At 57.3% G+C, this 17,062-nt stretch carries 17 protein-coding genes and 1 pseudogene; 10 read left to right on the top strand and 8 right to left on the bottom strand.

Annotated elements, in window-relative coordinates; all coding sequences use genetic code 11:
- Positions 1-64: 64 nt before the first annotated feature.
- Positions 65-259: a hypothetical protein gene (locus JFT91_RS14855; RefSeq protein ID WP_201202572.1), complete on the bottom strand. Its 195-nt coding sequence runs from the start codon at positions 257-259 to the stop codon at positions 65-67.
- 108 nt (positions 260-367) lie between these two features.
- Between JFT91_RS14855 and thpR the strand changes: the two genes are divergently transcribed.
- A complete protein-coding gene (gene thpR / locus JFT91_RS14850) occupies positions 368-907 on the top strand; it encodes an RNA 2',3'-cyclic phosphodiesterase (protein ID WP_201202574.1) in 540 nt (179 codons plus the stop codon).
- A 254-nt stretch (positions 908-1,161) separates the two neighbouring features.
- Here thpR and JFT91_RS14845 read toward each other — a convergent pair whose 3' ends face one another.
- The 5 genes from JFT91_RS14845 to JFT91_RS14825 form a co-directional block, all read right to left on the bottom strand.
- Positions 1,162-2,259, bottom strand: a complete 1,098-nt coding sequence (locus JFT91_RS14845; protein WP_201232854.1) for a polyamine ABC transporter substrate-binding protein — start codon at positions 2,257-2,259, stop codon at positions 1,162-1,164.
- Positions 2,260-2,432: 173 nt separating this feature from the next.
- Positions 2,433-3,305: an ABC transporter permease subunit gene (locus JFT91_RS14840; RefSeq protein WP_201232853.1), complete on the bottom strand. Its 873-nt coding sequence runs from the start codon at positions 3,303-3,305 to the stop codon at positions 2,433-2,435.
- Positions 3,302-4,183 (bottom strand): ABC transporter permease subunit, encoded by an 882-nt coding sequence (locus JFT91_RS14835; protein ID WP_201227122.1) that lies wholly within the window; start codon positions 4,181-4,183, stop codon positions 3,302-3,304. Before JFT91_RS14835 ends, JFT91_RS14840 begins: the two co-directional genes overlap by 4 nt.
- Before the next feature lie 29 nt (positions 4,184-4,212).
- On the bottom strand, positions 4,213-5,355 hold the full coding sequence (locus tag JFT91_RS14830) for an ABC transporter ATP-binding protein (RefSeq protein WP_201226982.1): 1,143 nt from the start codon (positions 5,353-5,355) through the stop codon (positions 4,213-4,215).
- A 366-nt stretch (positions 5,356-5,721) separates the two neighbouring features.
- Entirely contained in the window at positions 5,722-6,483 is a 762-nt protein-coding gene (locus JFT91_RS14825; RefSeq protein ID WP_201232852.1) for a gamma-glutamyl-gamma-aminobutyrate hydrolase family protein, read from the bottom strand.
- 282 nt (positions 6,484-6,765) lie between these two features.
- On the opposite strand from JFT91_RS14825, the gene JFT91_RS14820 reads away from it, so the two are divergent.
- The 6 genes from JFT91_RS14820 (at position 6,766) to JFT91_RS14795 (ending at position 13,496) form a co-directional block, all read left to right on the top strand.
- Positions 6,766-8,142 carry a glutamine synthetase family protein gene (locus JFT91_RS14820; RefSeq protein WP_007918694.1) on the top strand — a complete coding sequence of 459 codons (1,377 nt, stop codon included), beginning with the start codon at positions 6,766-6,768 and terminating at the stop codon, positions 8,140-8,142.
- A gap of 178 nt (positions 8,143-8,320) precedes the next feature.
- The gene (locus tag JFT91_RS14815) at positions 8,321-9,811 is read left to right on the top strand and encodes an aldehyde dehydrogenase (protein WP_201226980.1); all 1,491 of its coding nucleotides are present in this window, start codon (positions 8,321-8,323) and stop codon (positions 9,809-9,811) included.
- Positions 9,812-9,862: 51 nt separating this feature from the next.
- On the top strand, positions 9,863-11,146 hold the full coding sequence (locus tag JFT91_RS14810; RefSeq protein ID WP_201232851.1) for an NAD(P)/FAD-dependent oxidoreductase: 1,284 nt from the start codon (positions 9,863-9,865) through the stop codon (positions 11,144-11,146).
- 417 nt (positions 11,147-11,563) lie between these two features.
- Complete coding sequence (relB, locus tag JFT91_RS14805) at positions 11,564-12,112, top strand: type II toxin-antitoxin system RelB family anti-toxin (protein ID WP_007950154.1); 549 nt, start codon at positions 11,564-11,566, stop codon at positions 12,110-12,112.
- 308 nt (positions 12,113-12,420) lie between these two features.
- Positions 12,421-12,687, top strand: coding sequence for a hypothetical protein (locus JFT91_RS14800; RefSeq protein WP_201232850.1), 267 nt, complete (start codon positions 12,421-12,423; stop codon positions 12,685-12,687).
- A 77-nt stretch (positions 12,688-12,764) separates the two neighbouring features.
- Positions 12,765-13,496: a DUF6161 domain-containing protein gene (locus tag JFT91_RS14795; RefSeq protein WP_201232849.1), complete on the top strand. Its 732-nt coding sequence runs from the start codon at positions 12,765-12,767 to the stop codon at positions 13,494-13,496.
- 185 nt (positions 13,497-13,681) lie between these two features.
- Here the strand turns inward: JFT91_RS14795 and JFT91_RS14790 are convergent, their stop codons facing one another.
- Both JFT91_RS14790 and JFT91_RS14785 read right to left on the bottom strand, forming a co-directional pair.
- Positions 13,682-13,975, bottom strand: a complete 294-nt coding sequence (locus tag JFT91_RS14790; RefSeq protein ID WP_201232848.1) for a fructose-bisphosphate aldolase — start codon at positions 13,973-13,975, stop codon at positions 13,682-13,684.
- Positions 13,976-14,591: 616 nt separating this feature from the next.
- On the bottom strand, positions 14,592-15,023 hold the full coding sequence (locus JFT91_RS14785; RefSeq protein ID WP_201232847.1) for a hypothetical protein: 432 nt from the start codon (positions 15,021-15,023) through the stop codon (positions 14,592-14,594).
- Positions 15,024-15,186: 163 nt separating this feature from the next.
- On the opposite strand from JFT91_RS14785, the gene JFT91_RS14780 reads away from it, so the two are divergent.
- From JFT91_RS14780 to JFT91_RS29975, 3 genes and pseudogenes are all read left to right on the top strand, one after another.
- On the top strand, positions 15,187-15,576 hold the full coding sequence (locus JFT91_RS14780; protein WP_201232846.1) for a hypothetical protein: 390 nt from the start codon (positions 15,187-15,189) through the stop codon (positions 15,574-15,576).
- Between the two features lie 15 nt (positions 15,577-15,591).
- Entirely contained in the window at positions 15,592-16,014 is a 423-nt protein-coding gene (locus JFT91_RS14775) for an HD domain-containing protein (protein ID WP_201232845.1), read from the top strand.
- A gap of 27 nt (positions 16,015-16,041) precedes the next feature.
- Positions 16,042-17,060: pseudogene (locus JFT91_RS29975) on the top strand (AbrB family protein).
- The last annotated feature ends 2 nt before the right edge of the window (positions 17,061-17,062 follow it).

Genomic DNA, 17,062 nt, shown 5'->3' with positions numbered 1-17,062 from the left:
GTTCAAAACCTCATAGTCAGACCCACCGCCATCGCGAGCAGGCTCACTCCTACAGGGAATGTTGTCACTCGGAGGAGGGGGTAACCCGGCAGCTCTTGCGGTTGCGGATTTCTTTGTCCGTCGGGCGTTCGCGGACGAATTCGAAGCGCGGCTCACCCTCGCTGTAATGCACCAGCCAGCCCCACTCCAACTCGGCTTCATTCTGCCCGGGGTTCGGCGGTCTGGCCCACCACGGCTCTTTGCTGAGGATCTCGCGCATGGCAGCCTCCGGTTGATGGCAATCCTTGAACTATAGCTTCCTGCCACGAGTCGTCAGATCAGGCTGTGTAGAATCGGGGCCGACGACGATGAGCGAAGGAGCAGGGCCATGATCGATGAAGCGCGCAGGGATGAACCGTGCAAACGGCTGTTTTTTGCGTTGGATTGCCCTCCGGCGCAACGCAAGGCAATTGCTCAGTGGCGTGCTGATCTGGGCTTGCGAACCGGTAAACCAGTGCCGGCGGACAATTTTCATCTGACACTGCTGTTTCTCGGTGCGGTGCCGTTGGCGCAAATCAATGAGGTCTGCGAGGCCGCCGGCCAAGTGCGTACACCGGGTCAGGCCTTACGGATTTCGCTGGATCGTTTGCAGGTCTGGCATCGCTCCGGGGTGCTGTCGTTGGCACCGGAGCAGGCACCACAAGCGTTGCTGCGGCTGGTTTATGCGCTGGAGCAAGCGATGTTGCCGTTCGGCTTTGAAGAGTCGGCACGTGAGTTTCGCCCGCATCTGACATTGGCTCGGGACTACCGAGCCCCGGAGCCGGAATCCGCTACACCCGCAGAGTTTTTCCTGCGCGCTGAACGGTTTGCCCTGTTCGAATCGCACAAGGGCCGCTACCGGGTTTTGCAGGATTGGCCGCTGGCTTGAGCCCACAAAAAAAGGCGCCCGAGGGCGCCTGAAGTTCACCTGAGCCGAGGGAGCCAGGTGAGGCCGTTCAGTTGCAGGATGCAGCGGTGGTAAGGCGCTGCGCGAACGGGAAATCATAAATTTTTTCAGACACAACACCGACCTGTTGTAGGAGTGAGCCTGCTCGCGATGAGGCCAGCACATTCAACATCACGAGCGCCTGACACACCGCTATCGCGAGCAGGCTCACTCCTGCATTTGGATCGGCAGTGAATTCATTTACCGAGTTTCACCCGGGTCCAGCCGCGCGTCATGATCCGCTGAGTGGCAATCGGCTGATCCGGCACTGCATACAGCGTCGCCATCACCGCTTGCGACGGGTACGAGCCCGGGTCGTTGCGGATCGCTTCATCCACCAATGGCGTCGCCGCCGAGTTGGCGTTGCTGTAGCCGTTGCTGTTGGTGATCTCGGCGATGATGTCCGGGCGCATCAGGAAATCCATGAACAGGTAAGCGTTGTCGACGTTGGCGGCATCGCGCGGGATGGCGACCATGTCGTAAAAGCTGCCGGCGCCTTCCTTGGGAATGCTGTAGTCGATCTTCACGTCGTTACCCGATTCCACAGCGCGGGCCTTGGCCTGCAGCACGTCGCCGGAGTAGCCGACCGCCACACAGATATTGCCGTTGGCGAGATCCGAGATGTACTTCGAGGAATGGAAGTACGCCACGTTCGGGCGGATTTTCATGAACAGCGCTTCGGCTTCCTTGATGTGCGCCGGGTCCTTGTCGCTCACCGGATAGCCCAGATAGTGCAGGGCGGCCGGGATCATTTCGGTCGGCGAATCGAGGAAACTGATGCCGCACGCTTTCAGCTTCTCGGCGTTTTCCGGTTTGAACAGCAAGTCCCAGGAATTGGTCGGGGCATTGGCGCCGAGCACTTCCTTGACCTTGGCCGGGTTAAAACCGATGCCGATCGAGCCCCACATGTACGGGAACGCGTGAGCGTTATCCGGATCACTGGCGGCGGCGTTTTTCAGCAGCACCGGGTTGAGATTCTTCCAGTTCGGCAGCTTCGATTTGTCCAGCGTCTGATAGACGCCGGCCTTGATCTGCTTGGCCAGGAAACTGTTCGACGGCACGACCAGGTCGTAGCCGGATTTGCCCGCCAGCAAACGCGCCTCAAGGGTTTCGTTGCTGTCGAAGACATCGTAGGTCACGCGGATGCCGGTCTCGTCTTCGAACTTCTTGACGGTGTCCGGGGCGATGTAATCGGACCAGTTATAAACACGCAGCACTTTGTCGTTGGCTTGGGCGCCCATGACCATTGCGCCCATTAAGGACAGTGTCAGCAGAGTCCTGCCAAACATTTTCATCGGTACAACTCCATTCTTCTTATTCAAAAACACAACACAAAAATCTTGCTATACACAGCACCATTGTGGCGAGGGAGCTTGCTCCCGCTGGGCTGCGCAGCGGCCCCAAAGATCTTGTGAGCGCTGCGCACTCAAGCGGGAGCAAGCTCCCTCGCCACAAAAGCGGTAACTCTCTATGCGGTGGCGGCACGCTGAGGCTGCCACGACTCGTTTGCCGTCTGATCCATCGCTTCCTGAATCGCACGTTTGCGGTTGGCTTCTGCCCGGCGGCCGAAGTACCAGACCAGGAAGGTCACCAGCGACACCGCCAGCAGAATCAGGCTCGCGACCGCGTTGATCTCAGGCTTCACGCCCAGACGCACCGCCGAGAACACTTCCATCGGCAAAGTCGTAGACCCCGGACCAGACACGAAGCTCGCCAACACCAGGTCATCCAGCGACAAGGCGAACGACATCATCCCGCCCGCCGCCAGCGACGGCGCGATCATCGGAATGGTGATCAGGAAAAACACCTTGAACGGCTTCGCACCGAGATCCATTGCCGCTTCTTCAATCGACAGGTCCAGCTCACGCAGGCGGGCGGAGACTACCACCGCCACATAGGCGGCACAAAACGTGGTGTGGGCGATCCAGATGGTGACAATGCCACGTTCCTGCGGCCAGCCGATCAGTTGCGCCATCGCCACGAACAGCAGCAACAGCGACAGACCGGTAATCACTTCCGGCATCACCAACGGCGCCGTCACCAAGCCACCAAACAGCGTGCGACCCTTGAAGCGTGTAACGCGGGTCAGCACGAATGCCGCCAGCGTACCCAGTGCCACCGCCGCAATTGCCGTGTAGCAGGCGATTTCCAGCGAGCGCACCACCGAGCCCATCAGTTGCGTGTTGTCGAGCAAACCGACGTACCACTTCACCGACCAGCCGCCCCACACCGTCACCAGTTTCGAGGCGTTGAACGAGTAGATCACCAGAATCAGCATCGGCAGATAAATGAACATCAAACCGAAGATCAGCATGAACTTGGAAAAACCGAAGCGTTTCATCCCCGTGCCTCCATCTCTTTGGCCTGGCTGCGGTTGAACAGCAGAATCGGCACAATCAGGATCAACAGCATCACTACCGCCAGCGCGGACGCTACCGGCCAGTCGCGGTTATTGAAGAACTCTTGCCACAGCACGCGACCGATCATCAGCGTTTCCGGGCCACCCAGCAGTTCCGGAATCACGAACTCACCCACCACCGGGATGAACACCAGCATGCAGCCGGCGATAATGCCGTTCTTGGCCAGCGGCACGGTGATTTTCCAGAAGTTGTTGAAGTTGCTCGAACCCAGATCCGACGCGGCTTCCAGCAGGCTGCCGTCGTGCTTCACGAGGTTGGCATAGAGCGGCAACACCATGAACGGCAGGTAGGCATACACCACACCGATATACACGGCGGTGTTGGTGTTGAGGATCTCGATCGGGTGATCGGTCAGCCCCGTCCACATCAGAAACGCGTTGAGCAGACCGTTGTTGCTGAGGATGCCCATCCACGCGTAAACGCGGATCAGGATCGCGGTCCAGGTTGGCATCATGATCAACAGCAGCAGGACGTTTTGCGTTTCCTTGCCGGTCTTGGTGATCGCGTAGGCCATCGGAAAACCGATCACCAGGCACATCAGCGTGCTCAGTGCAGCGACCTTCAGCGAACCGAGGTAGGCCGACAGGTACAACTCGTCTTCGCCCAGCATGGTGTAGTTGCCGATGTTCAGCAGCAGCTGGAATTTCTGTTCGGCGTAGGTGTAAATCTCCGTGTACGGCGGGATCGACAGCGCGGCTTCCGAGAAACTGATCTTCATCACCAGGAAAAACGGCAGCATGAAGAACAGGAACAGCCAGATGAACGGAATGCCGATCACCAGTTTTCGCCCGCTGGGCACCAAGCGCAGGAATTGCTGATTGAAAGTTTTCATGAGCGCAGTACCACGCCGCTGTCGTCTTCCCACCAGACGTAGACCTTGTCGTCCCAGGTCGGCCGTGCGCCACGGCGTTCGGCGTTGGCCATGAACGACTGGACGATCTTGCCGCCCGGCAATTCGACGTAGAACACCGAGTGGCCACCGAGGTAGGCGATGTCATGCACCTTGCCTTCGGACCAGTTGTAGCGGTGCTCGGGTTTAACTGTGCTGACGAGCATTTTTTCCGGACGAATCGCGTAGGTGATCGACTTGTCCTGCACCGAAGTGCTGACGCCGTGGCCGACGTAAATCTTCTGTTGCAAGTCCGGGCTGTGAATAATCGCGTGACCTTCGAGGTCCTCCACCACGGTGCCATCGAAGGCGTTCACGTTGCCGATGAACTCGCAGACCATGCGGCTGACGGGCGCTTCATAGATGTCGATCGGGCTGCCGATTTGCGCGATCCAGCCCAGGTGCATGATCGCAATGCGCTCGGCCATGGTCATGGCCTCTTCCTGGTCGTGGGTCACCATCACGCAGGTCACGCCGACGCGCTCGATGATTTGCACCAACTCCAGTTGCATCTGCGAACGCAGCTTTTTATCCAGGGCACCCATTGGCTCGTCGAGCAGCAACAGCTTCGGACGTTTGGCCAGCGAGCGGGCGAGGGCGACGCGCTGACGCTGGCCGCCAGAGAGTTGATGCGGCTTGCGTTTGGCGTATTGGGTCATGTGCACCAGACGCAGCATCTCATCGACACGGGCGTCGATTTCGCTGGCCGGCAAACGATCCTGTTTCAAGCCGAAGGCGATGTTCTGCGCGACGGTCATGTGTGGGAACAGCGCGTAGGACTGGAACATCATGTTGATCGGCCGCTCGTACGGCGGCATGTCGGTGATGTCCACGCCGTCGAGCAGAATCCGCCCTTCAGTCGGCCGTTCGAAACCGGCGAGCATGCGTAGCAGGGTCGATTTCCCCGACCCGGAGCCGCCGAGCAGGGCGAAGATTTCACCCTGATGGATCTCCAGGGACACATCGTCCACTGCCGTGGTTTCGTCGAACTTCTTGGTGACACGATCGACTTTCACCAACACCTTTTTCGGTTGCTGATGACCTTCAAGTGCCTTCCTGTAAGTGCTGGAGGCGTTTGCCATGTGAAACTCCCAACAGGTTTCAGTCGCGCGGCCAATGTGGCCGGGCTTAAGTGGATTGCAAGCCTGTAAACGCAATGTCAGTCGTTACACATCCCTCTGTAGGAGTGAGCCTGCTCGCGATGAGGCCGTCTCAGTCGACATCTTTGTTGACTGGTCTATTGCTATCGCGAGCAGGCTCACTCCTACAGGGGAATTGCGCATGCCTGACTGACCTTGCACTGCCGAGGGCTTGTTCGGCGCCGCCGTCCTGGCTGCCTGGGTCGTACTTGTTGTTATTACGGGTGTTGTTTTTCACGGATGACGGATGCGCAAAGGCACACCCGGCATTCGTGGGGGCAGTAAATCGTTACGTATTTCTGGGTTGGGTCAGCGCTGGTTGCGGCGCGCCGCCCGTTGCCGGCAAGCCTCGCCGAACGCCTGGAAAATCTTCAGGTAATTCGGGTTGTCGAGAACTTGCCATTCCGGGTGCCATTGCACGCCGAGGGCGAAGGTCGGGCTGTGCTCGACCGAGACCGCCTCGATCAAACCGTCCGGCGCCAGCGCTTCGGCGCGCAGGCCGGGAGCGAGGCGATCGATGCCCTGACTGTGGATCGAGTTGACCTGGAACTCGCCCGGCAATTCCAGCGCTTCGAACACACCGCCACCCAGCACGGTCACCGCATGGGCCGGTGCGTATTGCACGGCCACGTCCGGGCTGTCGGCTTCACGGTGATCGAGCATGCCCGGCAGCTCATGCACCTTTTGGTGCAGGCTGCCGCCGAACGCCACGTTCATTTCCTGGAAGCCACGGCAAATGCCGAGCACTGGAACGCCCGCCGCGATGGCTGCACGTAATAAAGGAAGGGTGGTGGCATCCCGCGCCGGATCGTGATCCGTGCCGGGGGCGCTGGCCGGGCCTTGATAGTGGAAGGGTTCCACGTTCGATGGCGAGCCGGTCAGCAACAGACCGTCGAGTTGACCGAGCAGGTCTTCGATTTCAGTCAGGTTGCCAAGGGAAGGAATGACCACTGGCAGCCCATTAGCGCCAACGCTGACAGCACGTAAGTACTTGTCGCCGCTGATGTGATAGGGGTGCAGGCCAATCTGTTTGACGCACGCAGTAACGCCGATCAATGGCTTGAATGCCATTTTTATTCACCTCGAAGTTTGACACTTGAACGAGCTTTTCCGGAGCTTAGCCTCGTTGATTTTAATTAACAACTGCCATGTAAAAAATTCTAAACGCCGTTCATCATATCTTCATGATTCTCGGGGCTCTGGCGCCTGTATTGGCACGCAAGTGTTAAAAAAAGCCCTAAAAATAAACCCTGAGCGGCCATCTGTTCGCTATTGACTTCACTTTGCCGTTCGGGTTGACTGGCTGCGTGAAAGGGCAGTGAACATAATAATTAACAGCTAAATAGGTGCATCATGTCGGTCCCTCTGCGTACCGTTCAACTCAACGAAGCAAACGCATTCCTTAAGAAATATCCTGAGGTTTTGTACGTCGACCTTCTGATTGCGGATATGAACGGTGTGGTGCGCGGCAAGCGCATCGAACGCACCAGTCTTCATAAGGTTTACGAGAAAGGCATCAACCTGCCGGCCTCGCTTTTCGCTCTCGACATCAACGGCTCCACGGTGGAAAGCACCGGCCTGGGTCTGGACATTGGCGACGCTGACCGAATCTGCTACCCAATCCCCGGCACCCTGAGCATCGAGCCGTGGCAAAAGCGCCCAACTGCACAACTGTTAATGACCATGCACGAGATCGAAGGCCAGCCGTTCTTCGCTGACCCGCGTGAAGTGTTGGCTAACGTTGTGCGCAAATTCGACGACCTCGGCCTGACCATTTGCGCCGCGTTCGAACTCGAGTTCTACCTGATCGACCAGGACAACGTTAATGGTCGTCCGCAGTCGCCGCGTTCGCCGGTTTCCGGCAAGCGTCCGGTGTCGACTCAGGTTTATTTGATCGACGATCTCGACGAATACGTCGATTGCCTGCAAGACATCCTCGAAGGTGCGAAAGAGCAGGGCATCCCGGCTGACGCCATCGTCAAGGAAAGCGCCCCGGCGCAGTTCGAAGTCAACCTGCATCACGTTTCCGACCCGATCAAGGCGTGCGACTACGCCGTCCTGCTCAAGCGTCTGGTGAAGAACATCGCCTACGACCACGAAATGGACACCACCTTCATGGCCAAGCCGTATCCGGGCCAGGCGGGCAACGGTCTGCACGTGCACATTTCGATTCTGGACAAAGAAGGCAACAACATCTTCGCCAGCGAGGATCCCGAGCAGAACGCCGCACTGCGTCACGCGATCGGCGGTGTGCTGGAGACCCTGCCTGCGCAAATGGCGTTCCTGTGCCCGAACGTCAACTCGTACCGCCGCTTCGGCGCGCAGTTCTACGTACCCAACTCGCCGAGCTGGGGCATCGACAACCGCACCGTGGCTGTTCGTGTACCGACCGGTTCGGCGGATGCCGTACGCATCGAGCATCGTGTCGCTGGTGCCGACGCCAACCCGTACTTGCTGATGGCTTCAGTACTGGCCGGTATTCACCACGGTCTGACCAATCAGATCGAACCGGGCGCCCCGGTGGAAGGCAACAGCTACGAGCAGAACGAACAGAGCCTGCCGAACAACCTGCGCGATGCATTGCGCGAGTTGGATGACAGCGAAGTCATGGCCCGCTACATCGATCCGATGTACATCGACGTGTTCGTCGCGTGCAAGGAAAGTGAGCTGGCCGAGTTCGAAAACTCGATCTCTGATCTTGAGTACAACTGGTATCTGCATACCGTCTAAAGACCACCGCAAACCCTGTAGGAGTGAGCCTGCTCGCGATAGCGTCATCACATTCAAACGTGATGATGACTGATTCACCGCGATCGCGAGCAGGCTCACTCCTACAGGGGATCGGGTTATCAGATTTTGATTGACGGGTATTCGCTCGTCATCCATTCCCCCTTGTCGAGCCACAACAATGACAACGACCCGCAACGACTGGGAACAACGCTTCCAGTCCCTGTCCATCGAAGCCCGCGCGTTCATTAACGGTGAATATCGCCCGGCTATCAGTGGCGACACTTTCGAATGCCTGAGCCCCGTCGACGGCCGTTTCCTCGCCTCCGTGGCCAGTACCGATGAAGCCGACGCCAACCTCGCCGTTGAAGTCGCGCGCCAGTCTTTCGAGTCCGGCATCTGGGCGAAAAAAGCCCCGGCCGAGCGCAAACGCATCCTGATTCGCTTCGCCGATCTGATCCTGCAGAACCAGGAAGAACTGGCGCTGCTGGAAACCCTCGACATGGGTAAACCAATCAGCGATTCGATGAGCATCGACATCCCGGCGACCGCCAACGCGATCCGCTGGAGCGCCGAAGCCATCGACAAGATTTACGATGAAGTCGCCGCGACCCCGCACGACCAACTCGGCCTGATCACTCGCGAACCCTCCGGCGTCGTAGCGGCCATCGTGCCGTGGAACTTCCCGCTGATCATGGCCAGCTGGAAATTCGCCCCGGCGCTGGCAGCGGGCAACTCGTTCATTCTCAAACCTTCGGAAAAATCGCCGCTGACCGCGATCCGCATCGCCCAATTGGCGCTGGATGCCGGCATTCCGAAAGGCGTGTTCAACGTGCTGCCAGGCTTCGGCCACACCGTTGGCAAAGCGTTGGCGTTGCACATGGACGTCGACGTGCTGGCCTTCACCGGTTCCACGGCGATTGCCAAGCAACTGATGATTTATGCCGGCCAAAGCAACATGAAACGCGTCTGGCTCGAAGCAGGGGGCAAGAGCCCGAACGTGGTGTTTGCCGACGCACCGGATTTGCGTGCGGCAGCACAAGCAGCGGCCGGCGCCATTGCGTTCAACCAGGGCGAAGTGTGCACCGCCGGTTCGCGTCTGCTGGTCGAGCGTTCGATCCGCGAGCAATTTATTCCGCTGCTGGTGGAAGCGCTGCAAGCGTGGAAACCCGGCCACTCGCTGGATCCGGCCACCACGGTCGGCGCCGTCGTCGATCAGCGTCAACTCGACAACGTGCTGCGCTACATCAGCATCGGTCGCGAGCAGGGCGCCGAATTGATTGCCGGTGGCCAACGCACCCTTGAAGAAACCGGGGGCCTGTACGTGCAGCCGGCGCTGTTCGACGGTGTGACCAACGCCATGACCATCGCCCAGGAAGAAATCTTCGGCCCGGTACTGTCGCTGATCACCTTCGACACGGCTGAAGAAGCGCTGCAAATCGCCAACGACAGCATCTTCGGCCTCGCCGCTGGTGTCTGGACCAGCAACCTCAGCAAGGCGCACACCTTCGCCCGTGGTCTGCGCGCCGGCAGCGTGTGGGTCAACCAGTACGACGGCGGCGACATGACTGCGCCGTTCGGTGGCTTCAAACAGTCGGGCAACGGTCGCGACAAATCGCTGCACGCGTTCGACAAGTACACCGAGTTGAAAGCGACCTGGATCAAGCTCTGATTTTCTACAGCGGTGGTCGCTTTTGATGAGCGACCTTCGGAGAACAATAAAATGAAACAGCAACACGTAAACAGCTACTACGCCGCCACCCGCAACGAAGTCATCGACTTCCCGGTGCTCGAAGAATCGGTCGAGTGCGACGTCTGCATCATCGGCGCCGGTTACACCGGCCTGTCCTCGGCACTGTTCCTGACTGAAGCCGGCTATAAAGTGACGGTGCTGGAAGCAGCGAAAGTCGGCTACGGCGCCAGCGGTCGCAACGGCGGTCAACTGGTCAACTCGTACAGCCGCGACGTCGATGTGATCGAAGAACGCTACGGCGACAAGACCGCAGAAATCCTCGGCAGCATGATCTTCGAAGGCGCTGACATCATCCGTTCGCGCATCAAGGAATACGACATCAAGTGCGACTATCGCCCGGGCGGCATTTTCGCTGCGATGAACAAGAAACAACTCAACGGCCTGGCCGAGCAGAAGCGCAGCTGGGAACGTTATGGCAACCGCAATCTGAAGATGCTCGACGCAGCCGACATTCGTCGCGAAGTCGGCTCCGATGCTTACGTGGGCGGCCTGCTCGACCTGCAGGGCGGCCACGTTCATCCGCTGAATCTGGCACTGGGTGAAGCAGCAGCCATCGTGCGTCTGGGCGGCAAGATCTACGAGCAATCCGCTGCGGTGGAAATCAAATACGGCGAGCCAAACGTCGTGCGCACGGCCAAAGGCCTGGTCCGTGCCAAGTACCTGCTGATCGCTGGCAACGCCTATCTGCCGCAAGGTCTGGACAACCGCGTGACCGCGAAAAGCATGCCGTGCGGCTCGCAAATCGTCGTCACCGAACCGTTGACCGAAAAGCAGGCACGCAGCCTGATCACCAACAACTACTGCGTCGAAGACTGCAATTACCTGCTGGATTACTACCGCCTGACCGCCGACAACCGTTTGCTCTACGGCGGCGGTGTGGTCTACGGCGCGCGGGAACCGGATGACATCGAACAACTGATCCGCCCGAAGATCCTCAAGACCTTCCCGCAGCTAAAGGACGTCAAAATCGACTACCGCTGGACCGGCAACTTCCTGCTGACCATGTCGCGCATGCCGCAATTCGGCCGCATCGAGAAAAACGCCTACTACATGCAAGGCTACAGCGGCCACGGCGTGACCTGCTCGCACCTCGCTGGCAAGTTGATCTCGGAAATGATCCGCGGCGACGCCGAGCGCTTCGACGCTTTCGCCACGCTGCCGCACATGCCAATGCTCGGCGGCCGCACCTTCTCCGCGCCGCTAACAGCCTTGGGCGCCGTGTACTACTCGCTACGCGACCGCTTCGGCATCTAAGTTACCTCCCCGGCGGCGGCCCCCAAGACCCCGCCGGTTTTTATTCTGATACACCAAAGATCAAAATGTAGGAGTGAGCCTGCTCGCGATGAGGCCAGCCTAGCCACCACCCCTCCCACAGAAACACCACAAACCCTGTGGGAGTCTGGCTTGCCAGCGATAGCGGTTCATCATTCAAAAATCATGTTGAATGTGCCACCGAATCGCGAGCAGGCTCGCTCCCACAATGACTGTATGACCAAGACAAGAAGGACTTTTGCCGCACCGTCCATCGAACCTGCTGAGCAACACCAGCAAACGTGATTTAATAGCCGCCTTTCACGGTTCCGGGACACGGGAGCAACGTGATCCGCGCCCTCGGCGCGTCACCCGCCACCCACCCCCATCGCCCTTAAGTCGTTCTTACATAAGGCTGTCATGGATACGGGTTCTCGACTCAAACTAGTACGCGAAAGCTACAAACTCTCCCAGCGCGAGCTGGCCCGACGTAGCGGCGTGACCAATGCCACCATCTCCCTGATCGAACAGAATCGCGTCAGCCCTTCCGTCAGCTCATTGAAAAAGCTGCTCGAAGGCATCCCGATGTCCCTGGCCGACTTCTTCACCTTCGACCAGCCCCCGCGCGAACACCAATACGTATTCCGCGCCAACGAACAGCCAGATCTTGGCCGCCATGGCCTGCGCCTGCTGCTGATCGGCGCCTCGGTGCCAAGCCGCCAGATGCGCTTGCTGCGCGAGCAATACGCGCCGGGCGCGAGTTCCGGGGAAGAGCCGATTGTGCATGCCGAGGGCGAGGAGTGTGGGCTTGTCACTCGCGGAACGGTTGAGTTGACCGTGGATGGCTCGGTGAGCGTGTTGAATGCGGGGGATGGGTATTACTTCCCGACGACGTTGCCGCACAAGTTCCGGAATATCGGGGCGGATGAGGCGGAGATTATCAGTGCGAATACGCCGGCGAATTTTTGATAAATGCAAGACAAACGTTGCGATAGCTGATGCTTCACTCGAAAAAAAACCGCAGAAATGCGGTTTTTTTGTTTGTTGGATTCGTAGCCACATTTTTAGGCTATGCCTTGGGTGATGCTTTTGTGCCATCATTCGGGCGCTCTGTCGCAGTGCCATAAATGAGCATTAAATAGATAAATGGCGGTATTTCTGCGAGTTTATACACAGCAGCGAAAATAGATGTGTAGCGTAATTTATTGAGTGGCGTGCCCCATAAGCGCCGTTAATATTCGATTTTTTCTACTGATGAATGATTTCTTGAGGAGCATATGAAAGCAAAATTTATCAAAGATTTTGTGCCTTTGGACATGGCAGTTTATTCAGAATCGAAAGATGCTGTTGAGGACTGGTTGGTTAATGAAATCGATTTTTGGAAGGAAATATTATCTTGCTCCTATCCTGAACGTATTTTCACGGAGTCTGAAGTCCCAGAAGAGGTGAAGTATCTGCGTGTTTTGGGAGAAATAAAAGATGGTGTTAAAAAAGCAATGGCAGTCTCAAGAGGTTTGGAGACCAAATTAAAGAAGCGAATGTGAGTCGAAGGCTTCCGTGCTTTGATGAGGCCTTGTCAGAAGACTTCAAGACTACGGTAGTGAGCGAGGAGTCGTTCCGCGTGGCTCTTTTTGTTTATAGATCTTCTGTTAGTGCATCTTCTACAGCTTTGGAGGGTTTTTATAAACATTGGCAAACTACTATGGCTGATGAGATTAAGTCTTTCAAAGATTCTACGTTTGCAGAGTTGAACAATTATCAAAGTTCTGTAATTGGTCGATCGGATGATTATTTAAAGGCTATTCAGGCTGATGGTAGTGCGAAGATAGATCTGATCCGTGTGGAGGCTGAAAAAGCGAAGGCTTTTGCTATTGAAGAAATCAATAACTTTGCAAGCAAAGTCACTGATAGCGTGATTTCAAATGAGCCAGTAAAATTCTGGGACGACAAAAGAAAGCATCATAGATTTCGAGCTTCGATGTTTTCGGTTTTTGCGATTTTGTTGATAGCTGCGGTAGTTTATACCTTGAGTGTGTTACTTCACATGACGTACTCGTCGGAAAAAGTTCAAAAGGTTGAGTTTTTGGATTTGACGGTGCCTGATCATTATCTAGTTGCGCTTGCCCTCCTTTTAGGATCTGTCGGTGTGTGGGTGTTGCGAGTGGTTCTTAAACTTATGATGACGAATTTGAACTTGGAAAGCGAGGCGCATGCGAAATTAACAGCGATCAAGACCTACGTTGTACTTAGTAAGTCTAAGTTAAGTGATGAGACTGTTAATGGGTTTCATAAGTCTCTACTGCAGTCAGGGGGGCTGACTTTTCGGTTGAAGGTACGTCTCCGGAACTCGTGAAGATCGTTGAGTTGATCCTACAAAAGCGTGAAAAGACGTAAAGAGCTAAATTTTCCATAGGCCAAATGGCAAGCATTTTGCCATAAAATATGAATGGCTTTTTGTCATGGCGATTTATATTGCTGTGAAAATTATGTAGTTCAAAAGGAACCCGCACACGTGCGGGTTCTTTATTTTCAAGTTCGTTAAGTGATTGCGGGTGTGTTAAACCCCCGCTGTTCAATTACCCGAAATACATCACTCACATCCTGCACGATGATTCTGGCGATGTTGGTCACGGTGTTGATGTCGTGTTCGGCGTAGTCGGGGAGGCTGGTGCAGGCCATGAGGTCGAGGTATTTGAGGACGGCGTTGAGGCGTTCGGCTAGGCAGGCGTGGAGGTCACGAATTGGGGAGTCGGCGTCGATCAGGAGGACAGGGTGGTCGGTGGCGGGGTGGGACATGTAGGCGTAGTGGTGGAGCGGTTTCTTTTCGGTCATTGCGATGTTCCTTTTCTCTGAAGATGAAGGGCCACCGCTCTGCTGCGAAACAAATGGGTGGCGGCTGTGAGCGGGTTCGCAGACCGGAGAAAAGAACCAAAAAGTCCGGCAGACCCGAAGATCTCCCGCGCACAGTCGCCATAAAACGTAATGCTGGTGAATACTGCCAGAATTGTCGTTTGACGGTGTTGGTTCGTTCTCTTCAGGGCTGCGAAACCCTCGCTGACTGCGGTCAGCGACAGTCACTCTAGGCCGCAATGTCGGCATCCACAATCGACCTGTAGGACGCAAACCCATCCTTGTGGCGAGGGGATTTATCCCCGCTCGGCGACGCAGTCGTCGCAATCCGTGGCGTGCGGCGTATCTGGAGAAATGAACTCGCCGGGATGGGGCCGCTTCGCAGCCCAGCGGGGATGAATCCCCTCGCCACAAGGGGTGTTTTCCTACGCGTTTTTCAGACTTCAAATTCGGTCGAATCTCAAATCATGGCTTTGCATGTTGGTACAGGGGCCACTGCGCAGCCCAGCGGGAGCAAGCTCCCTCGCCACAATGGATGTGTTGATGCACGAAAAAGGGACACCCAGCGGTGTCCCTTTTTATGTGCGCTAAACAGCCGTTACTTCGCCTTCCAATGCCCACCGCCACTTTCACAATCGATCTTCGCCTGCCCCAGATTCTCCGCGCCGTAGTAATACGTGGTCACTTGTGCCCCATCCGGGATGTTCAACGCTTTGGCGTTTTTATCCTTGCTGGTGGAGTGCGGGTTGGCCAGGGATTCCTGGGTAAGGGTGGCGAGGCAAGTGGCTTGATAGTGGTCGTCGCACTGCTGGACCTTTTTCTTGACGGCGTTGACCATGTCCTTGCTTTCGTTGCTGCACGACCAATCGATGGAATTGACGGGCATGCCCTCGTATTCGTAGCAACTGTGGCCGGAGACGGTGGGCACGGCGGCGCTGGAGGAGCGGGTCTCGACGTCGCAGCCCTCGGCCATGACACAGGTAGGGATGACGCAGAAGGTGGCGAGCAGAAGCAGGAATCGAATGTTCATCGGTATTTCCTCTTCAATGGCGCCGGTTCTGATCAATGATTGGGCGCTTATGGTTTCGAGAGGGCGCCGGGGAAGGAGGTTCCATCAGGTTTTTCATTTGCGCTGTTCGCGTAGACTGCGAAACAATCGGAAACATCTAGCGCCCAAGGATAGGAATTCGCCCATGATCGAAATCGGCAGCCGCAACAACGCCCCCACGCCGCAGCACAAAAGCCACGATGTCTATCTGTTCAGCATCGACCTGTCGCAACCCGCGACGCCGTTCTGTTTCGAGCAGTCGATTGGCGGTGGGCATGCCGAGCAGGGCGGGGCGCGCTGGCTGGCGCTGGATGAGCTGGACGCCTGGCCCGGCCAATGTCGGGAGCACCTGAAAAAAGCTGATTGTGCCTGGGTCGTCGAGTTGCTTGATGCCAATCCTGATATCGATCAGGCGACGCTGGTGTCGATGATTCTCAAGCGGCACGCCGAGCCGGGTACGTCCGGCGGGCGCTTGAAGGCGATTGGTGGCTGGCTCAAGCGCAATATTCACGTCGGCGGCCGCTACGGCCTTTAACCCTCGGAGACTCCCATGACTCAGACACTCGAACGCGCCATTGCCATCGCTGCCACGGCCCATGCGGGGCAGGTCGACAAGGGCGGCGCGCCGTACATTTTGCATCCGCTGAAAGTGATGATGCGCATGTCCTCGCTGGAGCAACGCATCGTCGCCGTGCTGCACGATGTGGTCGAGGACTGTGACATCAGCCTTGAGGATCTGCGCCAGGAAGGTTTCAGCGAGCAAGTGCTGACGGCGATTGCAGCCGTCACCAAAGTGCCTGGCGAATCCTATGAGGACTTCGTCGAACGTGCCGGCCAGGACCCGATCGGTCGGGTGGTGAAACTGGCGGATCTGGAAGAGAACAGCGACCTGTCGCGAATCGCCTCGCCGAGCTGGGAAGACCTCGAGCGGGTCGAAAAATACCGCCGCGCGATCGGACGGTTGCGCGGTTAGGCCAATTGAATAGCCAGGAAGGCGAATATGAAATCCATTCTGTGTCTGTTGATCGCCGCCGGGTTTGGCGCTGTGTTGCAATCCCTCGGTGTGCCGCATGGCTTGCTGTTGGGCTCGATCCTGGTCACCGCTTTGGTCGTCACCCGATCAGGTTTTGCCCCCGCGACACCTTATGGTTTGGGCTACATCCAGGTCACGCTGGGCATCGCCACCGGGCTGATGTTCGAAGCGTGGGACAGTGCAGTGGCATCGGCAATGTTGCCCAGCCTTGGCGTGTTGCTGCTGTGTTTGATCGTGCAGATTGCGCTCGCTGCTTGGTGGCTGACACGCGGGGCCGGGTGGAATCGCACCGATGCGTTGTTGGCGGTTTATCCGGGGGCGCTGGCGGCGGTGTTCGATTTGCTGGAGTCGGAAAAGGCCTCGAGCAAGGTCATCATCGTGCACTTGATGCGGCTGTTGCTGATCACGGTGCTAGTGAGTTTTTGATTCCGGGGCAGGCTTCCACCGCAGTGATTGAAGGCGATGCATTGACCACGGGTATGGCGCTGACCGTGCTTTCAGTGATCGGCTTGAGCGTGCTGCTCGGACGGTTACTGTTGGTGATCGGCGTGCCGGCGCCGTTCATGTTGACGGCGATCATCCTCACCGCCGTGTTCGTCAAATCGGGTTGGTTACACGGCTTTCACATGCCGGACTGGAGCCTGAATCTGGCAGCGCTGATTCTCGGCGTGCGAATCGGCTCGCGGTTTCAGGGTTTGGGCTTCAAGGAACTGGGACAGCATGGCCGTACCGCACTGGTGTCGGTCGGATTGATGATTGTGGTCGCGGCGGGATTTGCCGAAGTGGCGGCGCGATTCCTCGGGAGTGATCCGTTATCGTTATGGCTGGCGTACATGCCGGGGGCGATCGAGACGATTGCGATTGTCGCGTTCGCCGGTGGGCTGAACGTGGTGTTTATCCTGACTCATCACCTGGCGCGGATGGTGCTGCTGCACTTCGCGCCGGCGTTGCTGGTGCAGGTGCGGCGGGTGCGGGAGGAAAGCTGATT

The sequence above is a fragment of the Pseudomonas sp. TH08 genome, from assembly GCF_016651275.1.
Lineage (GTDB): Bacteria > Pseudomonadota > Gammaproteobacteria > Pseudomonadales > Pseudomonadaceae > Aquipseudomonas.
This window is presented reverse-complemented; position numbering and strand designations above follow the sequence as displayed.